The organism is Acinetobacter parvus DSM 16617 = CIP 108168, assembly GCF_000368025.1.
Lineage (GTDB): Bacteria > Pseudomonadota > Gammaproteobacteria > Pseudomonadales > Moraxellaceae > Acinetobacter > Acinetobacter parvus.
In genome coordinates this window covers 759594-773978 of sequence record NZ_KB849212.1, presented here as the reverse complement: position 1 = coordinate 773978, position 14385 = coordinate 759594, and the positions used below count along the sequence as shown (strand labels likewise).

Genomic DNA, 14385 nt, shown 5'->3' with positions numbered 1-14385 from the left:
ACATCCTACAGGTGAAAATTGGCAGGGGCGGCTGGATTCGAACCAACGGATGGCGGGATCAAAACCCGCTGCCTTACCACTTGGCGACGCCCCTAATCGGTAACCTTGAAATGCCGTAATGGCGATTCTGCCAAACCATTCACCAAGTATGCTTTACAAGGCGCATTTTGCAAAATTTGCTTTACATTCATTTCCTGAATTACTTCAGTGAAAACACAGGCACCTGTACCTGTAAGCTTTGCCTGACCAAACTGATCCAGATATTGCATTGCTTCCTCAACTTCAGGGTATAACTGTCGAGCCAGAGGTTCAAAGTTATTTCCGAAAAGAGAAGGTTCTAACTGATAGGCGCAAAATGTAGTGGGCTTGGTATCTCTTGTCAATGTTTTTTGTGAAAAAAGCAGTTGAGTGCTGATAAAACAGTCAGGTTTTAAAACAATGAATTGTTTTTGAGCTAAGTCTATGAATGATAAATGTTCACCCACTCCTTCAGCCCATGCATTTTGCCCAAAAATAAAAATTGGAACATCAGCGCCAAGCTGTACGCCATAGGCTGCAAGTTGCTCATCATTTAACCCACACTGCCATAATTGGTTCAGTACAATCAATGTGGTTGCGGCATTGGATGAGCCACCACCCAGACCCGCCCCCATCGGGATATTTTTTTCCACTGAGATCTTTAATCCGCAGGGTGTCTTGGCATGTGGACGCAGGTATTGTGCAGCCCGATAAATCAGGTTTTGTTCCAGTTTTACTTCGGCTAATCCCTCAATCTGAATCTGATTTTCTTCAATGGCCTCAAAACTGATCCAGTCATAAAGATCAATCAGTTGGAAAATACTCTGCAATTCATGGTAGCCATTGTCACGGCGACCCACGATATGCAGGAATAAATTAAGCTTGGCAGGGGATGGGACACGTAAAATGGTCATATTTGCTTCCGTAACATTTAAGACTGCACCCACCAATTCTCTAGACGTAATCCAGCCACACGTTCAAACTCACGTATGTTATTGGTGACACAAATGAATCCCTGACTACGGGCATGCCCTGCAATCATGGCATCATAACTGCCAATAGTTTTGCCTGTTTTTGATAGTTCAGCCCGAATTTGTGCGGTATGTGCTGCGGCATAATTGTCATAATCAAGGACGATCAGATTTGCCACAAATTTTTCAATTTCAGTCAGATTGGTTTGGGGATTGGATGATTTTTCTGCACCGTAATACAACTCCATTAAGGTGGTCGAGCTGATACAAAGATAATCCTGATACTTGGAAAACTGTTGGATGACTTCAATCGGCTTTTTCTTAATCGCATAGATGCAGATGTTGGTATCCAGCATGTATTTCAACATGATTAGAAACTTTCTCGTTCTTGCACAATCGGTTGCTCACGTTCCTGAAAACAATCTTCGGTCAGTTGTGATGGCGTATTCATCCATAATTCCCAGCGTTTTCCAATAGGGGTTAAAATTCGTGTATCTCCAATACTAATCACTTCTACCTGTTTGATATGTTCAGGAAAAGCAACCGCTTTGGGCAAACGTACCGCTTGGTTGCGATTATTTTTAAAGATCGTTGCTTTTTCCATCGTGATACACCTATTTGGAAGTATATGTTTTTAGTATATCCCAAAATGTTGAATGAAACACTATCTGTTCTGAATAACCATTGTAATACGGTTTTCTTGATCTTCCGCAAGTGCCTGCTTCAACAAAAGCTTGTTGGGCAAGGTCTGGGTGTCGTTATAACTAAAATCAACCGTCCAGCCATCTTCAATCAGTTGTTTTAAACGGTTGTTTTGATCTTTGGTGATCTGGGCGTTTGTTGTGGCTGGTTTGGCTTGAATCCAGTAGGTTAAATGCATAATCGGCGCTTGCCAACCTGTGGCTTTTTCCAGCAATTCTTCAGGAGAGGCTGCGGTAATTAAGCCCGTTTTGGCGCTATTCAATGTCACTTCGCCAGGCTTACCCTGAATCTGGGTTTTACCCACTCCCAAAATGCCTGTGAGTTCAATGTCGAACTGATCCTGTTGCTGTAGCCATGTAAAGAATGCACTACCTGACTGCTGTGGGGTGCGCACTCCAATTTTGCCCTGTAAGTTAAAATTTTTTTCATCTTGTAGCTGTGGTGAGGCAATCACTTTATTCGGTTGACTTAAATGTTGACACCCACTGAGAAACAACACACTACTGCTACACATGGCCAGACATATTTTTGCAAACAAACGCATGGGGTTAACTCTTTTTTACGGTTACAGGTAAGATTAAGCCATCAAGTTGTTGTAATTGTGGGGCATTTGCATGTTTTTGTTTCAGTTGCTGTAACACATCGCTAAATTGGGCGAGTGAACCCTGCATATACAGCGCCTTGGCATAGCGAATCCCAATATTCACATTCTGACTAATACTATAGGCTTGTTGTAGCGCCTGAACTGCGGTATCAAAATCATTTTGTAAAAAGGCAATATAACCAAGTGTATCCAGAATAGAGGCTTGTTCTGGTGCGTATTCCAGTGCCAGTTCAGCATATTTGCGCGCTTCCTTTAAGCGGCGATTCTGCAATGCCAAGGTATAGGCATAGGCATTCAGATAGGTTGGACTGTTTGGTTCGATTGCCAATAGCTGTTTGAGTGTTTTATCCAGTTTATCCCGATCTGTATATGGGTCGAGCAATAACACCTCAGCATAGATCAGCTCTGGGTCATCTGGAATGTTCTTGATCGCTTCATCCAGCAGGGTCAGGGCCGCTTTTTTATTGTCCATTTTCTTTAAAATGTCGGCTTGGGCCTGATAAAGAAAACTGGCGTGCTGAGGATAGTTGACCCGTTCCTGAGTCAGGAAACGCAATGCATCATTTAGTTGTTCCTGCTTCTCAAAAATCGCAATCATGTTTCGGCGGGACACGATATACAAGCTGCCATCAACAAGACGATAATAGGCCTTTGCCGTTTCATAATGCTGTTTGCGCTGTGCATTAATCGCAAGATAATAATAGGCTTCATTCTGGTATTTTGCCGAAGAGCGTAAATCAATCAGATATTGTTCCGCTTTCTCATATTGCTTGAGGTCAATACTGGTTAAGCCTGCAATAAACAGAGCCTCCTCAGCCTGAGGATGGTCTTTAATAATATTTTCAAGCTTGTCTAAAGCTTCCTGTTGCTGGTTGATTTGGATGTAGTAACGTGCTTCAGCCAAGCGGACATCAAGGTTATTCTTATTTTTACGGCTGGCCCGGGCAAACCATTTTTTTGTGGCGGTATCATCGCGTAAAGCCATGAGTAAGTTGGCTTTCATCAGGATAAAGCTGGTGGATTTTGAACGTTTGCGTAAGGCGCGGTTAATATTGCTCAGTGCTTGTTCATATAAGCCATCTTGTGCCTCTAATCCTGCGATTAACGCTAAAATAGAGGGGTTGTCCTTTTCCTTGCTTGCGCGTAAGGCATTGAGCAGGACTTCGCGATCTTGCGCCTGTTCAGGTGCAATACCTGCGAGAATTTGTTCCAAATCGGCGGTTGGGTCAATATTTAAAATCTTGTCCAGTGTCTTGGCCGCAAGTTCATATTCATGTGTTTTCAGGGCAATATGCGATAAATAGAACAAAGCAGGCACATCTTTAGGTTCCTGCTCAACCCAGTGGGTGGCAATGTCCAAGGCTGCCTGTAGATCATTGTATTCCAGAGCAACATCTAAGGCACGTTGCTTAATGATGGTGGAATTGCTGCGAATAGCAAGCACGGTATAGTTGTGCAGGGCTGTTGCAATATCGTCATAGGCAAGGGAAAATTCGGCAACCATGCTCTGTTGTAGGGCATGTTCAAAGCTTTGGTCAGCATACATATCATGTATTGCTTGTGCGGAGACATAAGCGTTCATACTACCTAACAACAAGATTGTGGTAGAATACCGTCTAATCGTCTTGCCGTTAAAATAGGTACGGCGATGTAGCTGACGCAATTTTTATTGATCCAAAGTAATGCTTTTTATGACACCGATGTTGCACAATAACATAAATTTAGCGAAATGATGATCTGATATGTCTTTCTTTGCATTGGGTGTCAACCATCAGACAGCTTCTGTTGAGCTTCGCGAACAAATTGCTTTCAATGCAGAGCGATTAGCCCAGCTATTGCTTAAACAACGCCAGCATTCTTCACTGAAAGACATGGTGGTGGTTTCCACATGCAACCGAACCGAAGTGTATGCCATGACGGAAGATGCGGATAGCGTCCTGAATTGGCTGGCCCAGGTGAATAATATTGATGTAAAAAAGTTAATTCATCATGTTTATCGTTACGAGAATGCCCAGGCGGTTACACATCTCATGCGTGTTGCCAGTGGTCTGGACTCACTGATGTTGGGTGAACCACAGATTTTAGGGCAGGTTAAAAGTGCATTGGCATTGTCCAAAGATGCGGAAACGGTATCGCCTGAGCTGAATAGTGTTTTTGAATATGCCTTTTATGCGGCAAAGCGGGTTCGCTCGGAAACTTCTGTAGGAAGCCATGCGGTTTCCATGGGCTATGCGGTTGCGCAATTGGCTTCACAAGTGTTTAGCCATCCAGAAAATCTCACCGTTATGGTGGTTGCGGCAGGGGAAATGAATAGTCTGGTTGCCAAGCATTTGGCGGAAATGGGGGTGGCCAAGATTATCATTTGTAACCGTAGTCGTGAACGCGCTGATTTGCTCGCGCAGGATATTGCGCATCAGGTCGATGTTGAAATTATATCTTTTACAGAACTTGCACAGAACCTGCATCGGGCCGATGTAGTTTCAAGCTGTACGGGCAGTTTGCATCAAGTGATTGGTTATGCGGATGTTAAGATAGCATTAAAAAAACGCCGTTATCAGCAAATGCTCATGGTTGATTTGGCTGTTCCGCGTGATATTGATCCAAAGGTTGAATCACTGGACAACGTTTATTTATATGGCGTTGATGACCTGCAAAGCGTGATTGATGAGAATCTGGCACAACGCCGTCAAGCGGCGGTAGAAGCTGAGATTATGGTCAATCAGTTGGCAACCCAATTGATGACCCAGCAAAAGGTCAAGGAGGCGAGTGGCACCATTCAGGCCTATCGCCAGCACAGTGAGGAAGTAAGCCAAAGAGAATTGCTGCATGCTCTAGAGTCGCTACGGCATGGACATGATGCAGAGCAGGTTTTACAGGAATTTGCGCATCGCTTAACACAAAAGCTCATGCATCCAACCTCTATCTTACTAAGAGAGGCTGCCAAGGCTGAAAATCCAGATTATTTTGAGTGGTTACAGCAACATCTACAGTATGTGTTTGAACATGAGCGTAAGCCGAGACAGTAGTTAAGACAACAACCTTAAACCAATCTGCTTGGTTAACTCATTGAGTTGCTGGCGTAAATTTCGGGACTCAATGAGAGAAATTGGTGATTTGAGTTTTAAGCGCAAATATTTTTCCTGAAGCCCTAAAGCGTATTCTTTCGCCAGTTTATCTGCAATTTCAGGTGCCTGTGTAAGTGACTGAATATCGGTACGCTGCATAATATCGGCAATTTCATGGCTGTAGTTGCTACAGGCACCCAGTACATAATAGGTTGCCAATTCCTGATCATCGGGTAAATCATCAAACACAATATTTAATGAGGCTAGAATTTTAGCCAACAGTTCAGTGTGGTCAATGACTGCACGTAATTCTTCAAAGTGAATATATAAAAATGGATGGTGCATTAAGATCGCAATGGCAAAATCCTCATCCTTGGTATGAATGTTAAAAGACAGGGATGCATCATGGCTGATTTGAGGCGTAAAACGTTTACCCAAACCCAGTTTTTCACGGAAAGACTGGGTCAGCAAATAACGAAATGAGCCATGTTTAGGTAACAGTTCGGTTAATTCACGCAGTTCACCCATCACCAGACTTTTACCCTCGGGAGAACTAACATCATGTTGTCCTGTTAAATGGGCAAACACAAAGTCTGACAATAAAGGAGCCTGTTGCAGTAGCTTTTGAAAATTTTCCAAACCCTCCCGACGAATGAGCGAGTCGGGGTCATGTTCATTCGGCAGTACAAAGAACTTTAATTCACGGCCATCGTTAAGCAGGGGCAGGGCAATTTCCAAAGTACGGCGTGCCGCTTTTTGCCCTGCTGCATCACCATCAAATGCAATGGTGATTCGTGAGTTTTGTTTAAATAGGGTGGTTAAATGATCGGCATTGCTGGCTGTTCCCAGGGTTGCCACCGCACCAGAGATGCCATATTGCTGTAGCGCAATCACATCCATATAACCTTCCACCATCAGCCAGTCATTGGCCTTAAGCTTACGTCCTTCATATAAACCATAAAGGAGCTGGTTTTTGTGGAACACTTCCGAGTCAGGTGAGTTGATATATTTGGGCTTGATTTCATCATTTAAGGCACGGCCACCAAAACCCACCACACGACCTTTATGGTCACGGATTGGGAAAATCACGCGGTCACGCAGTAAATCAAAATCCCGACCACTGTCACTGGAACGAATCAAGCCAAGTTGTTTTAGCCCGTCAATATCTTGGGGAAAAGCTTTTTTCAGATGCTGCCAATCTTCTGGTGCATAACCCAAGCGCCAAAACTGAATGGTTTGGGCAGATAAGCCCCGTTGCCTGAAATAATTCTGTGCTTTCTGGCTATTGGGAAGTTGGCGTTCGTAAAATAGTGCAATATTTTCCAGAAGATCATAGAGATTGCCTTCCTGCACCTGTTCATCCATCGTAAATGATGGGTCAAACTGTGCAAAAGGATCATCCATATAAAGATCCACATCCACAAAATGATCGTCGATGGATTCAGGGATGGCTGGTGAGGTTGGACTATTATTCTGTGCTGGTGCAGGTTGTGGTGCAGCAACCTGTTGCGGACTACGCTTATAGGATAGTTTTTTATTGTCCTGATTGTCTTTGGGGAGGTCGATGCCTGTCTTGTTGGACAGTTCTTTGATCACATCGACAAAATTTCGGCCATCAATATCCATCAGGAAACGAATGGCATTGCCATTGGCCTGACAGCCGAAGCAGTGATAATACTGCTTGTCTCGGTAAACGTGGAATGAAGGTGATTTTTCCTGATGGAAAGGACAGCAGCCTGAATAAGTACGCCCAGTCTTTTTTAACTTCACACGTTGACCAATCAAATCGACAATGTCGGTTCGATCCAGAATTTGATCAATCGTATGCTGTGGAATTGCCATAGGGTTTAACCGTTTAAAACTGGGGGGACATCTTTATGATTTGTCAGCATCATTGTTGCATAAAATGAAAAACAGGCAAGGGTTGGCTTGCCTGTTTGGTGCATTCAGATGACTGCAAATTAATTTGCGGCATCTTACTCGCTTGGATTGTTGTCAATAACAGCAGGGGCAGGATTGCTTGCATGTGCAGGCACTGCCGACTCAACGGGCACTGATGTTTCAGGCTTATCCAGTAAACCAAAACTCAGACGGTTGGTGAGGCTGCGTTTTTCAGTCTCGGTACTGGCTTCTATATTTTTGCTATCCGAAGTTTTCGATTGACGACCCAATAAGCCCAAAGTTGCACGGTTGACCCAACTACTGTCTTTACGTGCCGCACGTAAATTAACTTCACCATTCGATTTAACTAAATTTGGATAGTTAAGCTTCAGGATGTCAACATATTGTTGGGAGGTCGCTTTATCACCAAGCTTTTGGTAACTATAGGCTAGGGTTGCCAAAGCTTCAGGTGTCTGTGGAGTTTGTGGATAATGCTCAACCACCCACTGCGCACGCTCAGCAGCAGCCAGCCAGGCTTTGCGTTGAATGTTGAAACGCGCCGCGTTCATCTCACTCTCAGCCAATTCCTGACCAATATATTTCATGCGTTGTGCCGCATCGACAGAATATTGGCTACTTGGGAAACGGCGGATCAAATCCACAAAGTTTTGATAGGCAACTTTGATGTAGCTGACATCACGGTGTGACTGTTGCAGTGAGGTATAACGAATCAGGCTATCGTAGTTCATTTCCATGTTGGCGACACCACGAACATAATAGGCATAATCAACATTTGGATGTTGTGGATTTAAACGAATGAAACGTTCCGCCAGTGCAATCGTGCCCTCATAATCTTTTTGTTTGAATTTGGCATAAAGAAGTTCAAGCTGTGCCTGCTGTGTATATTGCCCAGTTGGATAATAGGTATCTAGGGCTTCAAGCGACTTTACCGCATCGGTATATTGATTGCGCTCAAGTGATTTCTGTGCTTTTTCAAAATAAACCTGTTCACTGGATTGTGGCCCTTTATCAACCACATCTTTCTTGCTTGGATTGCTGCTACAGCCCACAAATGCAGACGCTACGCCTAAAGATAGTGCCAGTATCGTAATTTTATAATGGGGTAGCGACATAAAAATTCCTCTGTTTTTGGGACAATAAGCTACAATGGTGCTATTAAACCATTTTTGTACCGATCATCAAATGACTTCAGCACAATCTTCCAATTCAAATTTCTCTGAAACAGATTTCTTACTCGAAGATTCTGTCGATGCAGATAATCATAATTCTGATTCAACTGCAACACGTTTATCGTTGCAAATTCAACTTGATGAAACCTATTTAGGCCAACGTATCGATCAGGTTGCAGCGATGGTCTGGAGCGAGTTTTCCCGTGAAAAACTCAAGCAATGGATGAAAGATGGTCATCTGTTGGTAAATGGTAACATCGTAAAGCCGAAGTACCGTTGTGAGGGCAATGAACTGCTTACCCTTGAGGTTGAGCTTGAGGCACAAACTTCAAGCCAGCCTGAAAATATTCCACTCAATATTGTCTATGAAGATGACGATATTATCGTCATTAACAAGGAAGTGGGCATGGTGGTTCATCCAGGTGCAGGCAATCCAACAGGCACTTTAGTGAATGCCTTGCTTTACCATGCACCGAAACTGGCGGAACTGTCCCGCGCTGGCTTGGTACATCGTATTGATAAAGATACCAGTGGTTTGCTGGTGGTTGCCAAAAATCTTGAGGCCCAGTTTTCATTGAGTAAACAACTGGCAAAGAAAACCGTTTACCGTGTTTATGATCTGGTGGTATATGGCAATATTATTGCGGGTGGCACCATTGATGAGCCAATCAAGCGCCATCCTGTAGACCGTGTCAAAATGGCGATCTTGCCAGGTGGGCGTGATGCGGTAACACATTATAATGTCAAAGAACGCTTCCGTGACTTCACCCGTATTCAGGCACAACTGGAAACAGGGCGTACCCACCAGATTCGTGTACACTTTAGTTACCTCGGACATGGTTTGATTGGGGACCCTGTTTATGTCAATCGTGTACGTTTTCCAGCAGGTGCATCGGAAGCATTAATTGATATGCTGCGCAGCTTTAAACGTCAGGCATTGCACGCAGCCAAACTTGGTCTGGTTCACCCACGTACAGGTGAGGAGATGATGTTTGAAGCACCGTGGCCAGAAGATTTCACTCAGTTGGTTGAAGTATTACGTCGTGAAAATGAAGCTTACTAAGTAAACTGAATTCGACGTAAATATTACTTAATTTATTGAAAAATATCTTAACGGAGTCTTGCTGGGTTCTCATCGAATTTCAGGATAAGCTTTCCGCTGGACTTACTTTTGTTTTGGCAAAAGTAAGCAAACCCATTGTCATTCGCAAAACTCGTTCACGACTAGCAGCTAGTTTAATAGATCGCAGAAACAACATCTTATTCATGAAGTCCTGTCTCGAACAATTGCGAATGACGTTTCCGAATATCATATTTTTGTCAAAATCACGTTAAGCAAGGAATCATTGATGGAATTTGTACAAGGTTTGCCTAAAGGTGTGTATGTGGGGCAAACGCGTATTGAACATGCTCAGGCAATTGCGACCAGTAACCAAAACCTGACTGGTTTTAACTTGGCTTTGCATGTCAATGATGATCCGCAACGGGTTCAGCAGCATCGTATGATCTTGCTAAATGAATTATCTGCATATGGTGTTGATAAAATTACCTGGATGACGCAAACCCACAGCACCATTTGCCATACCGTGAATGAACAGATTTCATTTGTTGCGCTTGAGGGCGATGGTCTGGTCACCCAGCGCAGAGGTCATGCCTTAATGATGATGACTGCGGATTGTCTTCCTGTGGTCTTGGGCAATGCCAATGGCACCGAAGTTGCTAATCTTCATGCGGGTTGGCGTGGTTTGGCCAGTGGCATTATTGAAAATACGATTGTTGAAATGAAGTCTCAACCCGCTTGGGCATGGTTGGGTGCAGCCATTAGTCAGCCTTGTTTTGAGGTGGGAGCAGAAGTAAAGGTGGCTTTCTGTGAAAAATATCCTGAACTGGAAAGCGCTTTTATTATTGGTCAAGTTGAGGATAAATACCAAGCCGATTTATATGCGATTGCCCGATTTATTTTAAATCGTTTGGGGGTGAAAATAGTGCTTGGTGGTGATCAATGCTCATATCAACAAGACCAAGATTACTTTTCTTATCGCCGTGATGCAAAAACTGGACGGATGGCAACATTTGTATTTATGCAATAAATTGCATCCTTTGCGTGGTTGATTCGCCTTGTCGTGTTTAAAAATGTTAAACTTGATCTAATTCATTGGTTTTTAAATTTCCCATGTCTGTTATTGAGCAAATTACTCCCCAAATCAAAGTTTGTGTGATCTACCATAGTCCTTATGGACATACAGCCAAAGTTGCACAATACATCGCTCAGGGTGCCGAGCAGGTAGGTGCAGAAGTGCATCTGCTTTCTGTGGCTGCGCCGCAGTGGGATTTATTAGACCAGGCTGATGTGATCGTGATGGGTTGTCCAACCTATATGGGAAGCTTAACTTCTGCCTTGAAACAGTTCATGGAAGATTCTTCTAAACGCTGGTTGGCTCGCACATGGCAGGGCAAATTGGCTGCTGGTTTTACTAACGGTGGTGGTCTCAGCGGAGACAAATTGGCGGTATTACAGCAAATTAATTTGTTTGCGATGCAACATGGGATGCTATGGGCAGGCTTGCCTTTTATGCCAACGGGACGAAGCCCTTTAGATATTAATCGTATGTCTAGTTTTTTGGGTTTAATGACGCAATCTGATAATGCCAGTGTTGAAATCACACCACCTGAAGGTGATTTGGAAACTGCACGAAAGTTTGGGAAATATCTGGCGGAACTAAAATTTAAAAGTAAGTAAAATCAATAGAGTATAAGAATAATATCTGTACACGACAAAAATAGATAACTCATTGAAATAATGTCACAATAATTGTTTTCTAACGACGAATACTATGACACATCTCAATGAGTTATATCTTATGGAAATGGGGAAAATGGTGACTTCGCTTGACCCACAAGCTTTCTCAAAACATATTGCAAATCAGGATGTGATTGCTGAACTGGTTTTAAAAATCATTCAAGTGAATGAAGCATTCTTTAAGAAAGAGAAACAACAAAGTAGATCAAAAACCGAGGTCAATGAGTCCACCTGGTTTGATTCGATTCAATACTTGATTGGTTGCGGTCATAGACCAGATGATATTTTAACGATGTCATGGCGCATTTTTGAAATACATTGAAGCGGCTCAAAAAAATGAGCTACAGAATATTAAAAATACTGCTGTGGCGGTGCGTATTGCGATGCAATCAAATAAACAGGAGTGGGATAAGACCATAAAACAATTAGAAAAATAATGAAAATCTGTTAATGACTTCATTTCGATCATTTGTTAAATTGTGTGAGATTAATAACAATCGGATAACACAATGAAAAAGTTTTTATTATTAGGGGTTGTTTCCTTTTTATTATCTACAAGTGTATTTGCGCGTGAAACTAATTCAATGCGTTCATCTACCGAACTTGTGACAGTTGGTGATAGTGAAGAAAGTTTGCTGCAAAAGATGGGCAAACCTAGACCAAGATTTTTTGTCTATGAAGATGGACGTTTTTCTTGTGCTGCTACAGAATATAAGTACGATATTGATATGCAAGCCTACACGGTTTGGGTGTGTAAAGGTCAGATATTTAAAATTGATGTGAAGAATAAGTGAGAAGAAGATGAAAAAACTAATAATTGGTTTTTCTTTAATCTTGTTTTCTGCCACTTCTAATGCTCAAGTTTATCAATGCAAAGTTAATGGGAATTCAGTTTTTCAGGATAAGCCGTGTAAGGACATAAAAGCAAAACAAAAGGTTTCCTGTTTGAACTATGGGCAAGAAGTTAATTTTAAGGATAAATTAAAGGAAGAATGTATAGAATCATCATCGAATTATAGTGGTTATGGTTCTTCTGCTTCGAGTTATAGAACAAATTACACTGGCGCATCCTCAAGTTATAGCGGTGATAGTCGAAGTAAAAATCAGTATGTTTCTGGTTATTCAAGAAAAGATGGCACCTATGTACAGCCATATCATCGCGCATCAAAAAGGTAAATTATAAGATGTCAAATTGTCCTAGCTGTGATTCTAAAAATACTAAAACTTTAGCTATGATTTGGGCAGGTGGAAGTAGAACTGGTCAAAGTGGCTTCGGCGGTGTTAGTGTTTCTACAAGCGGTCGAATATCTGTTGGAGGTGGTCGTGGGCGATCTGCATCACAATCACATCTGGCTGCTGGGTGTGCGCCACCAAAAAATAGCTCAATGCCAAAGATTGTGGTTGTGGTATTATTTTTAATGTTCGCCATGCCATTACTAAAAGGGGCTTTAAGTGTTTTTTCAGAGCCTAAATTAATGGATGGTATTTTAAATTTTATTATCTGTGCTCCGCTGTTGGGTTTATTAATCTGGGGCTTAATTAAGCTTTATGCAAAAATGGAATCCCAAAACAAAACAGCACTATCCAACTATTCCAAAACATGGATGTGTTTGCGTTGTGGAACTCAGTTTAAGCCTTATGACTAATGATGCGGTGTTATGAATAGAATTTATATTATTTTGATTATTATTGTTCTGATAATGATTGGCGTAGTTTGGAAATCAAATAGTGATCGAAAAGCGAGAGAAGAAGCTTTAGCTCAGCAAACACAGCAACATAATCAAAAAATGGCACAGATTGAAGCTGAAAATCAAGCAAGATTAGCTCAAGAAGTTCGAGATAAAGCCCAACAAGAACAGAGTCGTATTGAACCTAGTGATAAGATAGAGCCTGAACAGAATACGGTTAATAGTGAGCCTCCCAGCAAAAAAGCCGCAATAAGTAATGAGGAGTTATCATCTCGATGCAAATCAATGTCAGAATTAGCAAGAATTATTATGCAGAAACGGCAAGATGGAGTACCAATGTCGGAGATAGTTGAAAAGGTTGTAAATACCACACCTCAACCACTTCAAGAAGTCTTAAGGCTAACGGTTATTAGTGCATATGATAAACCAAGATTTAACACGCCTGAGATTCAACAAAAAACTATATTGGATTTTGAGAATGAATCTTATCTAACTTGCACAAAGGCTGGAAGTTGATTTATCTTGAAATGTAAGCCCGACCAATAGTCGGGTTTTTAATACCTAATTCAACCAACAAACCGTAATACGTTTTAAACGAACCTGTCAGCAATGGCAGGTTTTTTATGCCTAAAGGAAAGTTGTATGGCTACAAATAGCTTAGATTTCTTATTGAACTTACAAGCCAACACAACAGGCTTTGACCAAGGAATTAACGGCGCAAAGTTTGCTGTTAATGCGCTTGTGGGCGCAATGGCTGCGCTTGGAATGGGGTTAGGCGTAAAGGAACTAGCAGAAGCAGCTGATAGCTACGCAATGCTCTCCGCAAAGATTCAACAATCAACAAAAGATAGCGGAAACTTAGAGGTGGTCCCACTTTTTTTTAGAAAATTATTTATGCAACATCCTTGCCTTATCCCTTTGCCAGTCACGATCTTTTTCGGTGGCACGCTTGTCATGTAACTGCTTACCTTTCACTAGCGCAATTTCCAGCTTAACCAAATGACCTTTCCAATAACAGGCAAGCGGCACACATGAATAACCTTTTTGATTCACTGCACCCAAAAGCTTTTCCAGCTCACGACGAGACAAAAGCAACTTACGGGTACGTGTTGATTCAGGAACCACATGCGTTGATGCAGACAATAACGGCTGAATTTGTGAACCAAATAAAAAGGCCTCACCATTTTTAAAGATGACATAACTTTCGGAAAGTGTCATACGCCCCGCACGCAAGGACTTTACTTCCCAGCCTTGGAGAGACATACCTGCCTCAAATTTTTCTTCAATAAAGTAATCGTGGCGTGCTCTTTTATTTTGAGCAATCGTGCCACCACTATGTTTTTTTACGACTGTTGCTTTAACCATAATTCAAACTTCCACAATTGCATCTATTGTGCCGTAAAACGCAATCTTTTTCCATCGTTTAGGAATTTCGCGTTTAGCCCGAACATTTGTTAAAATACACC

19 protein-coding genes and 1 tRNA gene are annotated in these 14385 nt (G+C 42.2%); 11 read left to right on the top strand and 9 right to left on the bottom strand.

Going from position 1 to position 14385, the window contains the following annotated elements; genetic code table 11:
* Positions 1-19: 19 nt before the first annotated feature.
* The 6 genes from F988_RS10245 to F988_RS10220 all read right to left on the bottom strand — a co-directional run bounded on the left by F988_RS10245 (position 20) and on the right by F988_RS10220 (position 3958).
* Positions 20-94: transfer RNA gene (locus F988_RS10245), tRNA-Gln, on the bottom strand.
* Positions 93-926 carry a 4-(cytidine 5'-diphospho)-2-C-methyl-D-erythritol kinase gene (ispE, locus tag F988_RS10240; protein WP_026040051.1) on the bottom strand — a complete coding sequence of 278 codons (834 nt, stop codon included), beginning with the start codon at positions 924-926 and terminating at the stop codon, positions 93-95. The genes F988_RS10245 and ispE overlap by 2 nt, the downstream gene beginning before the upstream one ends.
* 23 nt (positions 927-949) lie before the next feature.
* Positions 950-1345, bottom strand: a complete 396-nt coding sequence (gene vapC, locus F988_RS10235) for a type II toxin-antitoxin system tRNA(fMet)-specific endonuclease VapC (RefSeq protein WP_004682848.1) — start codon at positions 1343-1345, stop codon at positions 950-952.
* A gap of 14 nt (positions 1346-1359) precedes the next feature.
* On the bottom strand, positions 1360-1593 hold the full coding sequence (gene vapB, locus F988_RS10230) for a type II toxin-antitoxin system VapB family antitoxin (RefSeq protein WP_004676517.1): 234 nt from the start codon (positions 1591-1593) through the stop codon (positions 1360-1362).
* A gap of 60 nt (positions 1594-1653) precedes the next feature.
* Positions 1654-2235 carry a lipoprotein insertase outer membrane protein LolB gene (gene lolB, locus F988_RS10225; RefSeq protein ID WP_004682846.1) on the bottom strand — a complete coding sequence of 194 codons (582 nt, stop codon included), beginning with the start codon at positions 2233-2235 and terminating at the stop codon, positions 1654-1656.
* Positions 2236-2239: 4 nt separating this feature from the next.
* The gene (locus tag F988_RS10220; RefSeq protein WP_004682843.1) at positions 2240-3958 is read right to left on the bottom strand and encodes a tetratricopeptide repeat protein; all 1719 of its coding nucleotides are present in this window, start codon (positions 3956-3958) and stop codon (positions 2240-2242) included.
* Between the two features lie 79 nt (positions 3959-4037).
* On the opposite strand from F988_RS10220, the gene hemA reads away from it, so the two are divergent.
* A complete protein-coding gene (gene hemA, locus F988_RS10215) occupies positions 4038-5321 on the top strand; it encodes a glutamyl-tRNA reductase (RefSeq protein ID WP_004682842.1) in 1284 nt (427 codons plus the stop codon).
* Here the strand turns inward: hemA and F988_RS10210 are convergent, their stop codons facing one another.
* Positions 5322-7202 (bottom strand): DNA primase, encoded by a 1881-nt coding sequence (locus tag F988_RS10210; RefSeq protein ID WP_004682841.1) that lies wholly within the window; start codon positions 7200-7202, stop codon positions 5322-5324.
* Between the two features lie 134 nt (positions 7203-7336).
* Entirely contained in the window at positions 7337-8374 is a 1038-nt protein-coding gene (locus F988_RS10205) for an outer membrane protein assembly factor BamD (protein ID WP_004682839.1), read from the bottom strand.
* Between the two features lie 70 nt (positions 8375-8444).
* Here F988_RS10205 and rluD point away from each other — a divergent pair, with 70 nt between their 5' ends.
* From rluD to F988_RS14730, 10 genes are all read left to right on the top strand, one after another.
* Positions 8445-9494: a 23S rRNA pseudouridine(1911/1915/1917) synthase RluD gene (gene rluD / locus F988_RS10200; protein WP_010589355.1), complete on the top strand. Its 1050-nt coding sequence runs from the start codon at positions 8445-8447 to the stop codon at positions 9492-9494.
* Between the two features lie 286 nt (positions 9495-9780).
* Complete coding sequence (pgeF, locus tag F988_RS10195; protein WP_004682836.1) at positions 9781-10521, top strand: peptidoglycan editing factor PgeF; 741 nt, start codon at positions 9781-9783, stop codon at positions 10519-10521.
* A gap of 83 nt (positions 10522-10604) precedes the next feature.
* Complete coding sequence (locus F988_RS10190; protein WP_004676532.1) at positions 10605-11171, top strand: flavodoxin family protein; 567 nt, start codon at positions 10605-10607, stop codon at positions 11169-11171.
* Positions 11172-11265: 94 nt separating this feature from the next.
* Entirely contained in the window at positions 11266-11553 is a 288-nt protein-coding gene (locus tag F988_RS10185) for a hypothetical protein (protein ID WP_228127131.1), read from the top strand.
* Positions 11540-11668 carry a hypothetical protein gene (locus F988_RS15560; protein ID WP_262572252.1) on the top strand — a complete coding sequence of 43 codons (129 nt, stop codon included), beginning with the start codon at positions 11540-11542 and terminating at the stop codon, positions 11666-11668. Before F988_RS10185 ends, F988_RS15560 begins: the two co-directional genes overlap by 14 nt.
* A gap of 72 nt (positions 11669-11740) precedes the next feature.
* Complete coding sequence (locus F988_RS10180; RefSeq protein ID WP_004676536.1) at positions 11741-12025, top strand: hypothetical protein; 285 nt, start codon at positions 11741-11743, stop codon at positions 12023-12025.
* A 7-nt stretch (positions 12026-12032) separates the two neighbouring features.
* Positions 12033-12407, top strand: coding sequence for a DUF4124 domain-containing protein (locus F988_RS14735; RefSeq protein WP_004682833.1), 375 nt, complete (start codon positions 12033-12035; stop codon positions 12405-12407).
* A gap of 8 nt (positions 12408-12415) precedes the next feature.
* Complete coding sequence (locus F988_RS10175; RefSeq protein ID WP_004682831.1) at positions 12416-12877, top strand: hypothetical protein; 462 nt, start codon at positions 12416-12418, stop codon at positions 12875-12877.
* Positions 12878-12889: 12 nt separating this feature from the next.
* Positions 12890-13435 (top strand): hypothetical protein, encoded by a 546-nt coding sequence (locus tag F988_RS10170; protein ID WP_004682829.1) that lies wholly within the window; start codon positions 12890-12892, stop codon positions 13433-13435.
* A 126-nt stretch (positions 13436-13561) separates the two neighbouring features.
* Entirely contained in the window at positions 13562-13879 is a 318-nt protein-coding gene (locus tag F988_RS14730) for a hypothetical protein (protein WP_004682827.1), read from the top strand.
* On the opposite strand, the gene smpB is transcribed toward F988_RS14730, so the two are convergent.
* A complete protein-coding gene (gene smpB, locus F988_RS10165; protein ID WP_004682825.1) occupies positions 13808-14284 on the bottom strand; it encodes an SsrA-binding protein SmpB in 477 nt (158 codons plus the stop codon). The two genes, F988_RS14730 and smpB, sit on opposite strands and share 72 nt — an antisense overlap.
* Positions 14285-14385: the final 101 nt, after the last annotated feature.